Source organism: Morganella morganii (genome assembly GCF_019243775.1).
Taxonomy (GTDB): domain Bacteria; phylum Pseudomonadota; class Gammaproteobacteria; order Enterobacterales; family Enterobacteriaceae; genus Morganella; species Morganella morganii.
This window is the reverse complement of sequence record NZ_CP069157.1, coordinates 184,463-198,184: the sequence shown is the minus strand read 5'-3', so window position 1 is coordinate 198,184 and position 13,722 is coordinate 184,463. Positions and strand designations below refer to the sequence as shown.

The following is a 13,722-nucleotide window of genomic DNA, read 5'->3' as shown; positions in this document are numbered from 1 at the left end:
ACTACGCGAAGAAGCCCTTAATCAGGTGGATCACGCGCTGCTGCTCTTCTTCTGTCATGTTGTAGAACATCGGCAGACGCACCAGACGCTCGCTTTCACGGGTGGTAAAGATATCCTCACCGTGGAAACGGCCGAACTCCATACCCGCGGGCAGCTGTGCAGCGGCACATAGTGGAATACGGTCAGCACGTCATTGGCTTTCATGTACTCGCTGAATGCGGTGCGCTCTGCCACATCTTTCAGTTTGATGTAGAACATGTGCGCGTTCTGCTCCAGATTTTCCGGAACAACCGGCAGTGTCAGCAGGCCATCCTGTGCCAGCGGGGTCAGGGCATCATAGTAAATCTGCCAGAATGCCAGACGGCGCTCGTTGATTTTTTCCGCTTCTTCCAGTTGTGCCCACAGGTATGCGGCCTGTAAGTCAGACATCAGATAGCTGGAGCCGATATCACGCCAGGTGTATTTATCCACCTGTCCGCGGAAGAATTCGCTGCGGTTGGTGCCTTTCTCACGGATGATTTCCGCACGGCCAATCATCGCCGGATCGTTAATCAGAGTGGCACCACCCTCTCCGCCGGAGGAGTAGTTTTTGGTTTCGTGGAAGCTGTAGCAACCGATATGGCCGATAGAGCCCAGCGCGCGGCCTTTGTAGGTTGACATCACGCCCTGCGCGGCATCTTCCACCACAAAGAGGTTATATTTCTTCGCCAGCGCCATGATGATGTCCATTTCACAGGCCACGCCTGCATAATGCACCGGTACAATCGCTTTGGTTTTATCCGTGATAGCCGCTTCGATCTTGGTTTCATCGATGTTCATGGTGTCCGGACGGATATCAACAAATACCACTTTTGCACCACGCAACACAAAGGCGTTGGAGGTGGAGACGAAGGTATAGCTCGGCATGATAACTTCATCACCCGGCTGGATATCCAGCAGAATTGCCGCCATTTCCAGTGAGGCTGTACAGGACGGGGTCAGCAGGACTTTGGCGCTGCCGAACCGTTTTTCCATCCACTCTTCGCATTTTTTGGTGAACGAACCGTCACCGCACAGCTTGCCGCTTTTCATGGCCTGCTGCATATATTCAACTTCAGTGCCGACTACAGGTGGTTTATTAAATGGAATCATTGCATCCTCGGTATAACCAGTAGGCAGTGCTGTCAACCGCACCACCGCTTTTTGTATAAAGGCGCATTGCCGCAAGGTTACTGAGTTGTGTTGCAACCCGTAATACACGGCAGTGATGTTCTGCACACCACTGTTGCGCCGCCGACATTAATTTCAGGCCGATACCCTGACCCTGATTGCCCGGCAGTACCGCCAGCAGCCCGATACGGGCGCTGCGTTCATCTGTCTGACGGAGAGTGACAAACCCGGCAATCTCATTGTTTTTATTGCGGATGAGCAGACAATCTTTATCGAATGTCCCGCGTACCGCTTTTTCCGCCCACACCGCATAAAAGCGGGCACTGTCATCCGGCCGGTACCACGGCGCACGGAAACGGCTCTGGCTGAAAACCTGTGCCGCCGCCTGTTTTATCACCGGGATATCCGTTTCATCCGCATAACAGAGTGTACTGTCAGACATTGCATTTTCTGTGCCACTCCTGAGTGACAATGCAAAATCCACCTCACTTTCTGCGAGGGAAAAGCCGAGTGCCGATAAACCGTCCAGTGCCGCGTTATCCCCGGCACTGATTTTGGCCTGCACCAGCTCATACGGCGCGAAATCTGCCGCAGACAGTGGTGCTGCGTCCGGGGAAAATGCCAGTTTTGCCGTTTTCAGGGCAAAAAAGTCACTTTCCCAGGCGAGATGCTCAATACTGGCGCGGACGGACATGGAGTAAATTCTTCAGATACTGACCATAACCGGTCTTCGCCAGCTGACGGGCGGATTCTGCCACCTGTTCGTCATTCAGCCAGCCGTTGCGCCAGGCAATCTCTTCCAGACAGGCAATTTTAAAGCCCTGACGTTTTTCAACCGTCTGTACAAAGGTGCTGGCTTCAATCAGACTGTCGTGAGTACCGGTGTCCAGCCAGGCAAAACCACGGCCGAGCAGCTCAACATTCAGTTCGCCGCGCTCCAGATACATCTGGTTGATACTGGTGATTTCCAGTTCGCCGCGCTCAGACGGTTTCACCTGCTTCGCGATATCAACCACCTGATTATCATAGAAATACAATCCGGTAACCGCCCAGTTGGATTTCGGATGAACCGGTTTTTCCTCAATCGACAGCGCGCGGAATTCATCATCAAATTCCACCACCCCGAAACGTTCCGGGTCCATCACCTGGTAGCCGAAAACAGTCGCGCCCTGCGTCCGGGCTGCGACACTTTTCAGTTTCGGGCTGAATGCATGGCCGAAGAAAATATTATCGCCCAGCACCAGGCTGCAGCTGTCATCACCGATAAATTCCTCACCGATGATAAAGGCCTGTGCCAGGCCGTCCGGCGACGGCTGTTCCGCATAGCTCAGAGAGATGCCGAACTGATCACCATTCCCCAGCAGACGGCGGAATGACGGCAGATCTTCCGGTGTTGAGATGATCAGGACTTCGCGGATCCCGGCCAGCATCAGCACGGACAGCGGATAGTAGATCATCGGCTTGTCGTAAATCGGCAGCAGCTGTTTTGACACCCCGCGGGTGATCGGGTGCAACCGGGTTCCGGAGCCGCCCGCCAGAATAATTCCTTTCATACCAGCCTCTTACTTATCCTGACCCAGTCCCAGACGCTGTCCGGCATACGAGCCGTCCTGCACCCGGCGCCACCAGGTTTCATTATTCAGATACCATTCCACAGTTTTGCGGATACCGGACTCAAACGTTTCCTGCGGGCGCCAGCCCAGGTCGCGCTCAATTTTGTCCGCATCAATCGCATAACGCAGATCATGGCCCGGGCGGTCTGTCACATAGGTGATAAGGTCACTGTATTTCGCGACATCGGCCGGCTTCTGCGGATGCAGCTCTTCGAGCAGCTCACAGATAGTTTCCACCACCTGAATATTTTTGCGCTCGTTATGGCCGCCGATATTGTAGGTTTCACCGATATTTGCCTGTGTCACCACGGTATACAGGGCGCGGGCATGGTCATCGACAAACAGCCAGTCGCGGATCTGCTCACCTTTACCGTAAACCGGCAGTGGTTTGCCGGAAATCGCATTGAGAATCACCAGCGGGATCAGTTTTTCCGGGAAGTGGTACGGCCCGTAGTTATTTGAGCAATTGGTGATCACAGACGGGAAGCCGTAAGTCCGCTGCCAGGCGCGTACCAGATGGTCACTGGAGGCTTTGGAGGCAGAGTACGGGCTGCTCGGTGCATACGGTGTGGTTTCTGTGAAAAAGCCGTCAGGCCCTTCGAGGTCACCGTAAACTTCGTCGGTGGAAATATGGTGGAAACGGAATGCGGATTTTTTCTCCGCATCCAGTCCCGTCCAGTAATGGCGCGCAGCTTCCAGCAGTGTGTAAGTGCCCACAATGTTGGTTTCGATAAACGCCGCCGGGCCGTCGATGGAGCGATCAACATGACTTTCCGCCGCCAGATGCATCACTGCATCCGGCTGATACTGTGCGAACACGCGGTCAAGCGCCGCGCGGTCACAGATATCCACCTGTTCAAAGGCATAGCGCGGGTCAGCCGCCACCGGTGCCAGTGATTCGAGGTTACCGGCGTAGGTCAGTTTATCCACCACCACCACACTGTCAGCAGTATCACGGATAATATGACGAACAACCGCAGAGCCGATAAAACCGGCTCCGCCTGTCACTAAAATACGTTTCAACGCCATACTCCTTTGGTATCGATGATCCATTTCTGCGGGATCTGGCTGCCCGGAATGCCTCTGAACGGCGTGTGATCGACCAGCAGCAGAATAATATCCGCGTCAGTAATCGCTTTTTCGATGGAGACCAGCTCTGTCAGACCTTTCAGTTTGCCCGGCAGTTCATGAACATTCGGCTCAACCGCCAGAGTTTTCCCTGCATGCCACTCTGCCACCATTTTGGTGACCTGAACCGCCGGGCTTTCACGCAGATCGTCGATATTTGGTTTGAATGCCAGGCCAAAGCAGGCAATCGTCACTTCATTGGCACGTTTGCCGGTTTCAGTCAGGCAATCAGCAACTGCTTGTTTTACCTGATCAATAACCCACAATGGTTTGCCGTCGTTAACCAGACGCGCAGTGTGGATCAGACGGGCCTGTTTCGGGTTCTGCGCCACGATGAACCACGGGTCAACTGCGATACAGTGGCCGCCGACACCCGGACCCGGCTGCAGGATATTCACACGCGGATGGCGGTTTGCCAGGCTGATCAGTTCCCAGACATTAATGCCCTGGTCAGCACAAATCAGTGATAATTCATTCGCAAACGCAATGTTCACATCGCGGAAGCTGTTTTCGGTCAGTTTGCACATCTCAGCCGTACGTGCATTAGTGATGACACACTCACCTTCCAGGAAGATATAATAGAGTTCACTGGCGCGTTTTGAGGATTTTGGTGTCATCCCGCCAACCACACGGTCGTTTTTAATCAGTTCGACCATCACCTGGCCCGGCAGCACACGCTCAGGGCAGTAGGCGATATCGATATCCGATTCTTCACCCGCCTGCTGCGGGAAAGTCAGATCAGGACGTGCCGCTGCCAGCCACTCAGCCATCTGCTCAGTCGCACCGACCGGCGAGGTGGATTCGAGAATAATCAGGTCACCTTTTTTCAGTACCGGGGCAATAGATTCCGCCGCAGACTGCACAAAGGCCAGGTCCGGCTCATGATCACCTTTAAACGGTGTCGGTACGGCAATCAGGAACGCATCAGCAGGCTGAGGTTTGGTGAAGGCTTTCAGGAAACCGCCTTCCACAGCTGTTTTCACAACCGCACCCAGGTCCGGCTCCACAATATGAATTTCACCACGGTTAATGGTATCAACCGCATGCTGGTTCACATCCACACCAACCACTTTCTTCTGACGGGAGGCAAAAGCTGCCGCTGTTGGTAAACCGATATAACCCAGACCGACAACAGAAATAGTTTCAAAACTCATAATGTCACCTGATTGTTTTTCAATGCTTCAAGAATACGCTGGCACGCTTTTCCGTCCCCGTAAGGGTTATGTGAACGGCTCATCTCATGATAAGCCGCCGGATTGGTCAGCAATCGCGTTACTTCACGAACGATAGTGCCGGTTTCAGTGCCGACCAGACGAACAGTCCCGGCGTCAATCGCCTCCGGACGTTCGGTGGTATCACGCATCACCAGAACCGGTTTACCTAATGACGGTGCTTCTTCCTGAATGCCGCCTGAGTCGGTCAGGATCATATAAGCATGGTTCATAAGGTAGACAAAAGGAAGGTAATCCTGCGGACTGATCAGCACAATATTGCTGATATCATGCAGGATCCGTTTTACCGGCTCACTGACATTCGGATTGAGGTGAACCGGGTAGACAATCTGGACTTCCGGATGGGTCGTGGCAATCTCCGCCAGCGCGTGACAAATCCGCTCAAACCCGCCGCCGAAACTCTCACGACGGTGCCCGGTGACCAGAATCATTTTTTTGCTGCTGTCGATAAACGGATACTGTGCATCCAGCTGCGCCAGCAGGGCTTTGTCCTGCATGATGCGGTCACGGACTGCGAGCAGCGCATCAATCACCGTATTGCCGGTGACGAAAATATGATTGTCGCGGATACCTTCACGCAGCAGGTTTTCGCGTGAATTTTGTGTCGGCGCAAAATGGTACATCGCCAGGTGTCCGGCAATTTTGCGGTTGGCTTCTTCCGGCCACGGTGAGTACAGGTTTCCGGTGCGCAGACCGGCTTCCACATGACCGACAGGGATACGCTGGTAGAACGCCGCCAGGCTCGTTGCCATGGTGGTTGCGGTATCGCCGTGAACCAGAACGACATCCGGTTTAAAGTCGGCCAGAACCGGCTTCAAACCCTCAAGAATACGACAGGTAATATCAGTTAAATCCTGTCCCGGGCGCATAATATTGAGATCATAATCCGGTGTGATCTCAAAAAGGTGTAATACCTGATCCAGCATTTCACGATGCTGCGCGGTCACACAGACTTTTGCCTCAAAAGCCTGATCCGCTGCCAGCGCATGTACCAGCGGAGCCATTTTGATAGCTTCCGGGCGGGTACCAAATACAGTCAATACTTTCACTGAGAGTCTCTTTTATTTTATATGATATCCGGCTTTCCGGCCGGTGGCGGTTACCCGCCTTAAAACAGGCCGGGAACAACGCCCCGGCCGGTTATTCTGCCGCAACCGTTACGGACGGCGGCGGACCAGCGCCACACCGGCACCGGTCAGAGCACCGATAAAGCCCCACATAATCATCATGAAGGCACGGCGCGGGCTGTCGCGTTTTACCGGCTCATCCGGTGTCCGCAGATAGCGGTAGGCACGGAAGTTATCTTCCAGCGCGGGACCGACATTCAGCGTCGACAGCATGGCAATGTTCTGCTCGTAATCTTTGTCAAACTCCGGTCCGGCGGCTTCCAGTGTCTCCAGACGCGCCTGTAACATCGGCGTACCTAACAGGAACAGCTGGGAGGACGGCAGTTCTTCCGCAGGCACATCTGTCCGGCTGCGGCTGATCCCCTGTTTCTGTGCAGCCGCGATAGCATTTTTCAGCTGTCCGGTTTCACGCTGATACAGTGATTCCGCCACCATCTTCTGGCGTTTGACCAGTGCTTTCAGTGACTGTGACCGCGTTGCCCACGCCCCTTTCAGCTCATCGTTAAGATTCTGAGCCGCACGCGCGTTGGCAAAATCCACATACTGACTCAGCAGTTTCGCGGAGTCCGCTGCAGATTCCGCTGTCAGCGTCAGCGTGTCATTCACCAGTTTCTTCGTATCATCACGCGGGGTCAGCGTGATGTTATTGATCATTTCGTCCAGCAGTGCCGCATCTGCTTTGGCATCATTTTCCATGCGGGACTTGTAGTAATCCGTCTGTAACCAGAAATCACGGCGGGTATCATAAGATGCCGCCTGGGTAATAAATTCCTGGTAGGCCTCATTCGGGATCGGCAGCAGTGCTGAAGATTCCTGAGCGGCATTCAGATGCGTGTCCAGATTACGCATAAATTGCTGCTGGGAATAATATCCGCCTAAATTATTAACGGTCGGATAATCAGTGATCGCCGTGGAATTCCACTTCTGCTGCATAAAATAACTGGCACCCAATGCAACCAGCGCAAACACAACCGCCATCCCGGCTATCCATAATTTTCCGCGCCATAACGACATAAATAACGCGCGGATATCTAATTCCTGGTCATACTGCGTTTGTTGCGGGTCCGGAGTATTTTCTGAACGCATATCAACATGTGCCTCTGTGGTTAAAAATTTAGTGTGTGACCGATTTGCGACGCACGCGGCGTCTGTGGCGTTTGATAAAACGGGCAACTTTCCAGGCGCGTTTTATGCAGTAGCCGTACATAATGAAAGCAAGCAAGAACAGTGCCAGCATCACCCACTCAGGGACAAAGCTGAGGACCTGTCCGGCAATACCAATGGCCGCTAATACTGCCGCAGCAAGGGTTATCACCACAAAGGATTCACGGGACGTAAACCCGGAACGCATAATCAGATGATGAATATGCTGGCGATCCGGTGAAAACGGGCTCATCCCTTTGCGCAGACGGCGGTACATAATCGCCACCATATCCATCAGCGGAATGGCGATAATCCACAGTGCGGTCACTGCATTAATTGCATGCGGCTCCCCGCCCTGTGAGGCCGATGTCAGCAGCCAGATAATGGTGAACCCGATCAGCGTACTGCCCGCATCCCCCATAAACACTTTAAAGCGGCGGCCGAACAGTCCGAGGTTAAAGCAGATATACGGCAGAATGGCAGCGATAAAGGTAAAGCACCAGAATGCCAGGCCACTGTTACCGCTCAGGGCAAACAGGATCCCCAATGCGCCGAAAGAGACACAGGAAAGCCCGCCGAGCAGCCCGTCGATACCATCCACCATATTGAACGCATTCACCGCGCCCCATACCGCAAACAGTGTCAGCACATAGCTGAACGGCCCGAGTGTCAGTTCCCACGGCCCGAATGCATGCCCCAGGCTGTCGATTTTCAGGTTGGCAAACACCATCATAATGATAGCAACCACTGCCTGAACACCGGCCCGCAGTTTCACACTGAGGTCAAACCGGTCATCGAGCGCCCCGACCAGCACCAGTGCACCGGCGCACCCGAGATAAATAAATTTATGCGCAATAAACTCATCACTGATGAGGAAAGCAAAGCAGACACTGATAAAAATCGATATTCCGCCGACCAGCGGGACCAGTCCCTGATGCTTTTTGCGGTAATTGGGTTTATCCACCAAACCGACAGCGACGCCAGCCTTACGGGCAACAAAGACCGTCGCTGTGGCGAACACAAATATGATTAGGAGTTCAGTTAACATAGTGAGATTCACAACAACCCTTTCTGATATTTTTATTATCCCTGCCGGCCGATATCACCGTGCAGAACCTGCCATTACCGGGCAAAATAATATATGCAAGAAACATACCATGCCTTGCCGCACAGGGGTTTCTGACATAATCGGTAAAAAAAAAACGCCACAATGCATGCGGCGTTAGTTATAAAGTGTCGTCAAAAAGCTACGAGCGTTTCATGAAGTCGAAGAACTCTTCGTTGGTCTTCGTCATCGCGAGTTTGTTAATCAGGAACTCCATCGCATCAATCTCACCCATCGGATGGATAATTTTGCGCAGGATCCACATTTTCTGCAGTTCGTCCTGAGTGGTCAGCAGCTCTTCTTTACGTGTACCGGAACGGTTGTAATCAATCGCCGGGAAGACACGTTTTTCTGCAATCTTACGGGACAGGTGTAATTCCATGTTACCTGTACCTTTAAACTCTTCGTAGATAACTTCATCCATCTTCGACCCGGTATCAACCAGCGCCGTTGCGATGATAGTCAGGCTTCCGCCCTCTTCCACGTTACGCGCAGCACCGAAGAAACGCTTAGGACGATGCAGGGCGTTAGCATCCACACCACCGGTCAGTACTTTACCGGAGGACGGAACCACGGTGTTATAGGCACGGGCCAGACGGGTAATGGAGTCGAGCAGGATGATGACATCTTTTTTATGCTCAACCAGGCGTTTGGCTTTCTCGATAACCATTTCCGCGACCTGAACGTGACGCGCAGCTGGTTCATCAAAGGTGGATGCGATAACTTCACCTTTGACCAGACGCTGCATCTCGGTCACTTCTTCCGGACGTTCGTCAATCAGCAGAACCATCAGCACACAGTCAGGGTAGTTATGTGCGATATTGGCCGCGATATTCTGCAGCAGCATGGTTTTACCGGCTTTCGGCGGTGCCACAATCAGACCACGCTGACCACGGCCGATAGGAGCAGCCAGATCAAGAACACGGGCGGTTAAATCTTCTGTTGAACCATTACCGCGCTCCATACGCAGACGACGGTTTGCGTGCAGTGGAGTTAAGTTTTCAAACAGGATTTTACTGCGGGCGTTTTCAGGTTTGTCAAAGTTAACTTCGTTAACTTTCAGCAGGGCAAAATAGCGCTCACCTTCTTTCGGCGGACGGATTTTACCTGAAATGGTATCACCGGTACGGAGGTTAAAACGGCGGATTTGGCTGGGAGAAACGTAGATATCATCAGGACCTGCGAGGTATGAACTGTCAGCAGAGCGGAGGAAACCAAAGCCGTCCTGCAATATTTCCAGCACACCGTCACCGAAAATATCCTCGCCGCTCTTCGCGTGCTGCTTGAGGATAGAGAAGATGATGTCCTGTTTTCTCATGCGGGCCAGGTTTTCCAGCCCCATATTTTCGCCAAGAGTAATCAGCTCTGATACCGGCGTATTCTTTAATTCGGTAAGATTCATAATGGTGGGTTCTTTGACTCGGGGTGTATCTCGAATTATGAACGTGAATAATACGGTAACGTTATCGTTACCAGGTTAATTTTTTACAAAACCGATTTTCACTGTTAATACGAATATTTTTGCATTTCCAGGTAATCGTCTGCAAGGCTGACTGTGAACACCCGGCACAGGGCAAGATGTGATGCACATCCTATTTGGGAGAACAAATTGGGTGACATTCCCGCAAATTAGATTTATCTCCGAGGGATAACCGGACACCGGGACCGGGATATCGGATACCTTGATGTATCCGGAGATAACAGACTTTCAGACACTACAGAGTTGTCAGTATGCTATGCTGTCTGAGGAGCTTCAGCGATACCTGATCAGCTGGCGCTAACTTATCATGCTTCAGAGAAGACGTCCAGCGGGTGAACAAGGATTAATTCACGTTCCCGCAGGACATCTTAACGACATATGCTGAAACCGGCTATCAGATATTGTTATCGATAAAGGTTTTCAGCTGGGTTTTGGATACCGCACCAACCTGCGTTGCCTTCACCACGCCGTCTTTGAACAGCAGTAATGTCGGGATACCGCGGATGCCGTATTGCGGCGCTGTCTGCGGGTTATCATCGATGTTCAGTTTTGCGATAGTGATTTTCCCTGCATATTCGTCGGCGATTTCGTCTAGAATAGGGGCAATCATTTTACACGGGCCACACCAGGCTGCCCAAAAATCAACGAGCACAGGGCCGTTTGCTTTTAATACGCTTTGTTCGAAAACGGAATCAGTCAGGTGAATAATTTTATCGCTCATTGTTCCACTCCAAAATTTGTACGATACCCGGTTAGTCTACCATTATTTAATGATAGGATTTACCTATTTCAGCGAATAGACTTCCGTAACGCAACATTAAACTGATATTCTACCTAAATATGAGCAAAACACATTTAACAGACAAGAAGTTTTCTGACTTCGCCTTGCATACTAAAGTGGTAGAAGCGCTTGATTCTAAGGGCTTTTATAACTGCACGCCTATTCAGGCGCTGACACTTCCCCTGACGATCAACGGCCGGGATGTTGCAGGACAGGCACAAACAGGAACAGGGAAGACGCTGGCATTTCTGACGTCAACGTTTCATCATTTACTTACCCATCCGGCACCGGAAGGCCGCAAAATCAATCAGCCGCGTGCGCTGATTATGGCCCCGACCCGCGAACTCGCGGTTCAGATCCATTCCGACGCCGAACCACTGTCTCAGCTTACCGGGCTGAAAACCGGCCTGGCTTACGGCGGTGACGGCTACGACAAACAAATCAAAGTGCTGGATGAAGGCGTCGATGTGATTATCGGCACCACCGGGCGCTTAATCGACTTCGCCAAACAGGGCCGTCTCGACCTGAGCGCCATTCAGGTTGTCGTTCTCGATGAAGCTGACCGTATGTACGATCTCGGCTTTATCAAAGATATCCGCTGGCTGTTCCGCCATATGCCGCCATGTGCCGAGCGTATGAACCTGCTGTTCTCCGCGACACTTTCCTACCGCGTCCGTGAGCTCGCATTTGAGCAGATGAACAACCCGGAATACATTGAAATTGAACCGGAACAGCGTACCGGTCACCGGATCAAAGAAGAGTTATTCTATCCGTCCAACGAAGAAAAAATGCGCCTTCTCCAGACACTTCTGGAAGAAGAGTGGCCGGATCGCTGCATTATTTTCGCTAATACCAAACACCGCTGTGAAGATATCTGGGCGCACCTGGCGGCTGACGGCCACCGTGTCGGCCTGCTGACCGGCGATGTGGCGCAGAAAAAACGTCTGCGTATTCTCGAGGATTTCACTCTCGGTAATCTGGATATTCTGGTGGCAACGGATGTTGCGGCCCGTGGTCTGCATATCCCGTCAGTAACTCACGTCTTTAACTATGATCTGCCGGATGACTGTGAAGATTACGTTCACCGTATCGGCCGTACCGGGCGTGCCGGGGAAAGTGGTCACTCCATCAGCCTGGCCTGTGAAGAGTACGCACTGAATCTGCCTGCGATTGAAGAATATACCGGCCATCCGATTCCGGTCAGTAAATACAACAGCGATGCACTGCTGACTGATCTGCCGGTGCCGAAGCGCCGCCGTCGTCCGCCGCGCACCGGGGGTGGTCAGAACCGCCGTAATATGCCGCGCCGCAGCAGCAACGGGCCGCGTCATAACAATAACCGCACCAAACGCTGAAGGCTGCCATGCTGAGATCGTCCTCGCTTTATGCTGCCATCGATCTGGGTTCCAACAGCTTTCATATGCTGGTGGTACGGGAGATTGCGGGCAGTATTCAGGTACTGTCACGGATAAAACGCAAGGTTCGTCTGGCGGCCGGTCTGGATAAAGAGAATATCCTGTCTCCGGCAGCGATGGCCCGCGGCTGGCAGTGTCTGCGTCTGTTTTCCGAACATCTGCAGGATATCCCGGATTCCCAGATCCGCGTGGTGGCGACAGCCACCCTGCGCCTGGCCAGAAATGCCGGTGAATTTCTGGAAACAGCAGCGGAGATCCTCGGTCATCCGGTCACAGTTATCCGGGGTGAGGAAGAAGCACGTCTGATTTATCAGGGCGTTGCCCACACCACCGGCGGGTCAGACAAACGCCTGGTGGTCGATATCGGCGGCGGCAGTACCGAACTGGTGACCGGCAGCGGCACCCGGACCACCGCCCTGTTCAGCCTGGAGATGGGCTGCGTCACCTGGCTGGAGCGCTATTTTACCGATCGCTCCCTGACCACCGAGAATTTCGCCGGTGCCGAACAGGCTGCCCGCGATATTATCGCCCCGGTTGCTCCCGCACTTCTGGAGCAGGGCTGGCAGGTGTGTGTCGGCGCATCAGGTACTGTCCAGGCACTTCAGGAAATCATGATTGCCCAGGGCATGGATGAACAAATCACCCTGCCGAAACTGCAGCAGCTCAAACGCAAAGCGATTGAGTGCGGCAAACTGGAAGAGCTGGAGATTGAAGGGCTGACGCTGGAACGGGCACTGGTATTCCCGAGCGGGCTGGCCATTCTTATCGCGATTTTTGAAACGCTCGGCATTGACGGCATGACACTCGCCGGGGGTGCACTGCGTGAAGGGCTGGTCTACGGCATGCTGGAATTGCCGGTAGAGCAGGACATCCGCACCCGGACACTGAAAAATATTCAGAAGCGTTTTCAGATAGATGCCGACCAGGGTAAACGTGTCCGTCAGTTAGCGGATCACTTTTTTCAGCAGGTGGCGACCGCCTGGCAGCTGGATATCCGCTGCCGTGAACTGCTCAGTAGCGCCTCTCTGATCCATGAAATCGGGCTGAGTGTTGATTTCCGCAAAGGCCCGGAACATGCCGGTTATCTGGTCAGTAATCTGGATTTACCCGGTTTCACACCGGCACAACGCCGCCTGTTAGCGGTGCTGTTGCGCAATCAGAGCGGCCCGCTGGATATCCATTCTCTCAATCAGCAAAATGCGCTGACACCGCGTGAAGCCGGTTGCCTGTGTCGTCTGCTGCGTCTGGCGATTATTTTTGCCAGCCGCCGCCGTGATGACACGCTGCCGTCACTGCGCATCCGGGCGTCTGCGGAAGGGCTGATTATCACACTGCCGGTCGGCTGGCAGCAATTGCATCCGCTGCGCGCGGAAGCATTACAGCAGGAAATTCAGTGGCAGAGTTATGTGCAGTGGTCACTGATGCTGGAAGAACAGAAGCCGTCCACTCTCGGCTGATAAATAATAAGCCCTGATTATCCGTTTCCGGACACTATCAGGGCTTTAATTTTATGAGCCTTTTCAACGTGATCCGGCTTCCGTCAGTCATT

Annotated in this window: 11 protein-coding genes and 1 pseudogene; 2 read left to right on the top strand and 10 right to left on the bottom strand. The window is 53.0% G+C overall.

Annotation, left to right across the window (positions count from 1 at the left end; genetic code table 11):
* Window position 1: 1 nt before the first annotated feature.
* The 10 genes and pseudogenes from rffA to trxA form a co-directional block, all read right to left on the bottom strand.
* Window positions 2–1,131, bottom strand: a pseudogene (gene rffA, locus JL661_RS00960) (dTDP-4-amino-4,6-dideoxygalactose transaminase).
* A complete protein-coding gene (gene rffC, locus JL661_RS00955; protein WP_004234407.1) occupies window positions 1,118–1,843 on the bottom strand; it encodes a dTDP-4-amino-4,6-dideoxy-D-galactose acyltransferase in 726 nt (241 codons plus the stop codon). The pseudogene rffA and the gene rffC overlap by 14 nt, the downstream one beginning before the upstream one ends.
* A complete protein-coding gene (gene rfbA / locus JL661_RS00950) occupies window positions 1,821–2,702 on the bottom strand; it encodes a glucose-1-phosphate thymidylyltransferase RfbA (RefSeq protein ID WP_004234406.1) in 882 nt (293 codons plus the stop codon). The genes rffC and rfbA overlap by 23 nt, the downstream gene beginning before the upstream one ends.
* A 9-nt stretch (window positions 2,703–2,711) precedes the next feature.
* On the bottom strand, window positions 2,712–3,791 hold the full coding sequence (gene rffG, locus JL661_RS00945) for a dTDP-glucose 4,6-dehydratase (protein ID WP_174525719.1): 1,080 nt from the start codon (window positions 3,789–3,791) through the stop codon (window positions 2,712–2,714).
* The gene (gene wecC, locus JL661_RS00940; protein WP_004241317.1) at window positions 3,782–5,044 is read right to left on the bottom strand and encodes a UDP-N-acetyl-D-mannosamine dehydrogenase; all 1,263 of its coding nucleotides are present in this window, start codon (window positions 5,042–5,044) and stop codon (window positions 3,782–3,784) included. Before wecC ends, rffG begins: the two co-directional genes overlap by 10 nt.
* On the bottom strand, window positions 5,041–6,171 hold the full coding sequence (wecB, locus tag JL661_RS00935) for a non-hydrolyzing UDP-N-acetylglucosamine 2-epimerase (RefSeq protein WP_015422325.1): 1,131 nt from the start codon (window positions 6,169–6,171) through the stop codon (window positions 5,041–5,043). Before wecB ends, wecC begins: the two co-directional genes overlap by 4 nt.
* 108 nt (window positions 6,172–6,279) lie before the next feature.
* Complete coding sequence (gene wzzE / locus JL661_RS00930; protein WP_004234401.1) at window positions 6,280–7,335, bottom strand: ECA polysaccharide chain length modulation protein; 1,056 nt, start codon at window positions 7,333–7,335, stop codon at window positions 6,280–6,282.
* A gap of 28 nt (window positions 7,336–7,363) precedes the next feature.
* A complete protein-coding gene (wecA, locus tag JL661_RS00925) occupies window positions 7,364–8,440 on the bottom strand; it encodes a UDP-N-acetylglucosamine--undecaprenyl-phosphate N-acetylglucosaminephosphotransferase (RefSeq protein WP_004234399.1) in 1,077 nt (358 codons plus the stop codon).
* A gap of 199 nt (window positions 8,441–8,639) precedes the next feature.
* Window positions 8,640–9,899 (bottom strand): transcription termination factor Rho, encoded by a 1,260-nt coding sequence (rho, locus tag JL661_RS00920; RefSeq protein WP_004234397.1) that lies wholly within the window; start codon window positions 9,897–9,899, stop codon window positions 8,640–8,642.
* A gap of 472 nt (window positions 9,900–10,371) precedes the next feature.
* Complete coding sequence (gene trxA, locus JL661_RS00915) at window positions 10,372–10,698, bottom strand: thioredoxin TrxA (RefSeq protein ID WP_004241312.1); 327 nt, start codon at window positions 10,696–10,698, stop codon at window positions 10,372–10,374.
* 119 nt (window positions 10,699–10,817) lie between these two features.
* Between trxA and rhlB the strand changes: the two genes are divergently transcribed.
* Together rhlB and gppA are read left to right on the top strand one after the other, a co-directional pair.
* Window positions 10,818–12,113, top strand: a complete 1,296-nt coding sequence (gene rhlB, locus JL661_RS00910) for an ATP-dependent RNA helicase RhlB (RefSeq protein ID WP_004241310.1) — start codon at window positions 10,818–10,820, stop codon at window positions 12,111–12,113.
* Window positions 12,114–12,121: 8 nt separating this feature from the next.
* The gene (gene gppA, locus JL661_RS00905) at window positions 12,122–13,630 is read left to right on the top strand and encodes a guanosine-5'-triphosphate,3'-diphosphate diphosphatase (RefSeq protein ID WP_004234389.1); all 1,509 of its coding nucleotides are present in this window, start codon (window positions 12,122–12,124) and stop codon (window positions 13,628–13,630) included.
* Window positions 13,631–13,722: the final 92 nt, after the last annotated feature.

Coding starts and splice junctions, on each gene's coding strand:
- rffC (WP_004234407.1), bottom strand. CDS start 1,843: ATGTCCGTCCGCGCCAGTATTGAGCATCTCGCCTGGGAAAGTGACTTT.
- rfbA (WP_004234406.1), bottom strand. CDS start 2,702: ATGAAAGGAATTATTCTGGCGGGCGGCTCCGGAACCCGGTTGCACCCG.
- rffG (WP_174525719.1), bottom strand. CDS start 3,791: ATGGCGTTGAAACGTATTTTAGTGACAGGCGGAGCCGGTTTTATCGGC.
- wecC (WP_004241317.1), bottom strand. CDS start 5,044: ATGAGTTTTGAAACTATTTCTGTTGTCGGTCTGGGTTATATCGGTTTA.
- wzzE (WP_004234401.1), bottom strand. CDS start 7,335: ATGCGTTCAGAAAATACTCCGGACCCGCAACAAACGCAGTATGACCAG.
- wecA (WP_004234399.1), bottom strand. CDS start 8,440: ATGTTAACTGAACTCCTAATCATATTTGTGTTCGCCACAGCGACGGTC.
- rho (WP_004234397.1), bottom strand. CDS start 9,899: ATGAATCTTACCGAATTAAAGAATACGCCGGTATCAGAGCTGATTACT.
- trxA (WP_004241312.1), bottom strand. CDS start 10,698: ATGAGCGATAAAATTATTCACCTGACTGATTCCGTTTTCGAACAAAGC.
- rhlB (WP_004241310.1), top strand. CDS start 10,818: ATGAGCAAAACACATTTAACAGACAAGAAGTTTTCTGACTTCGCCTTG.
- gppA (WP_004234389.1), top strand. CDS start 12,122: ATGCTGAGATCGTCCTCGCTTTATGCTGCCATCGATCTGGGTTCCAAC.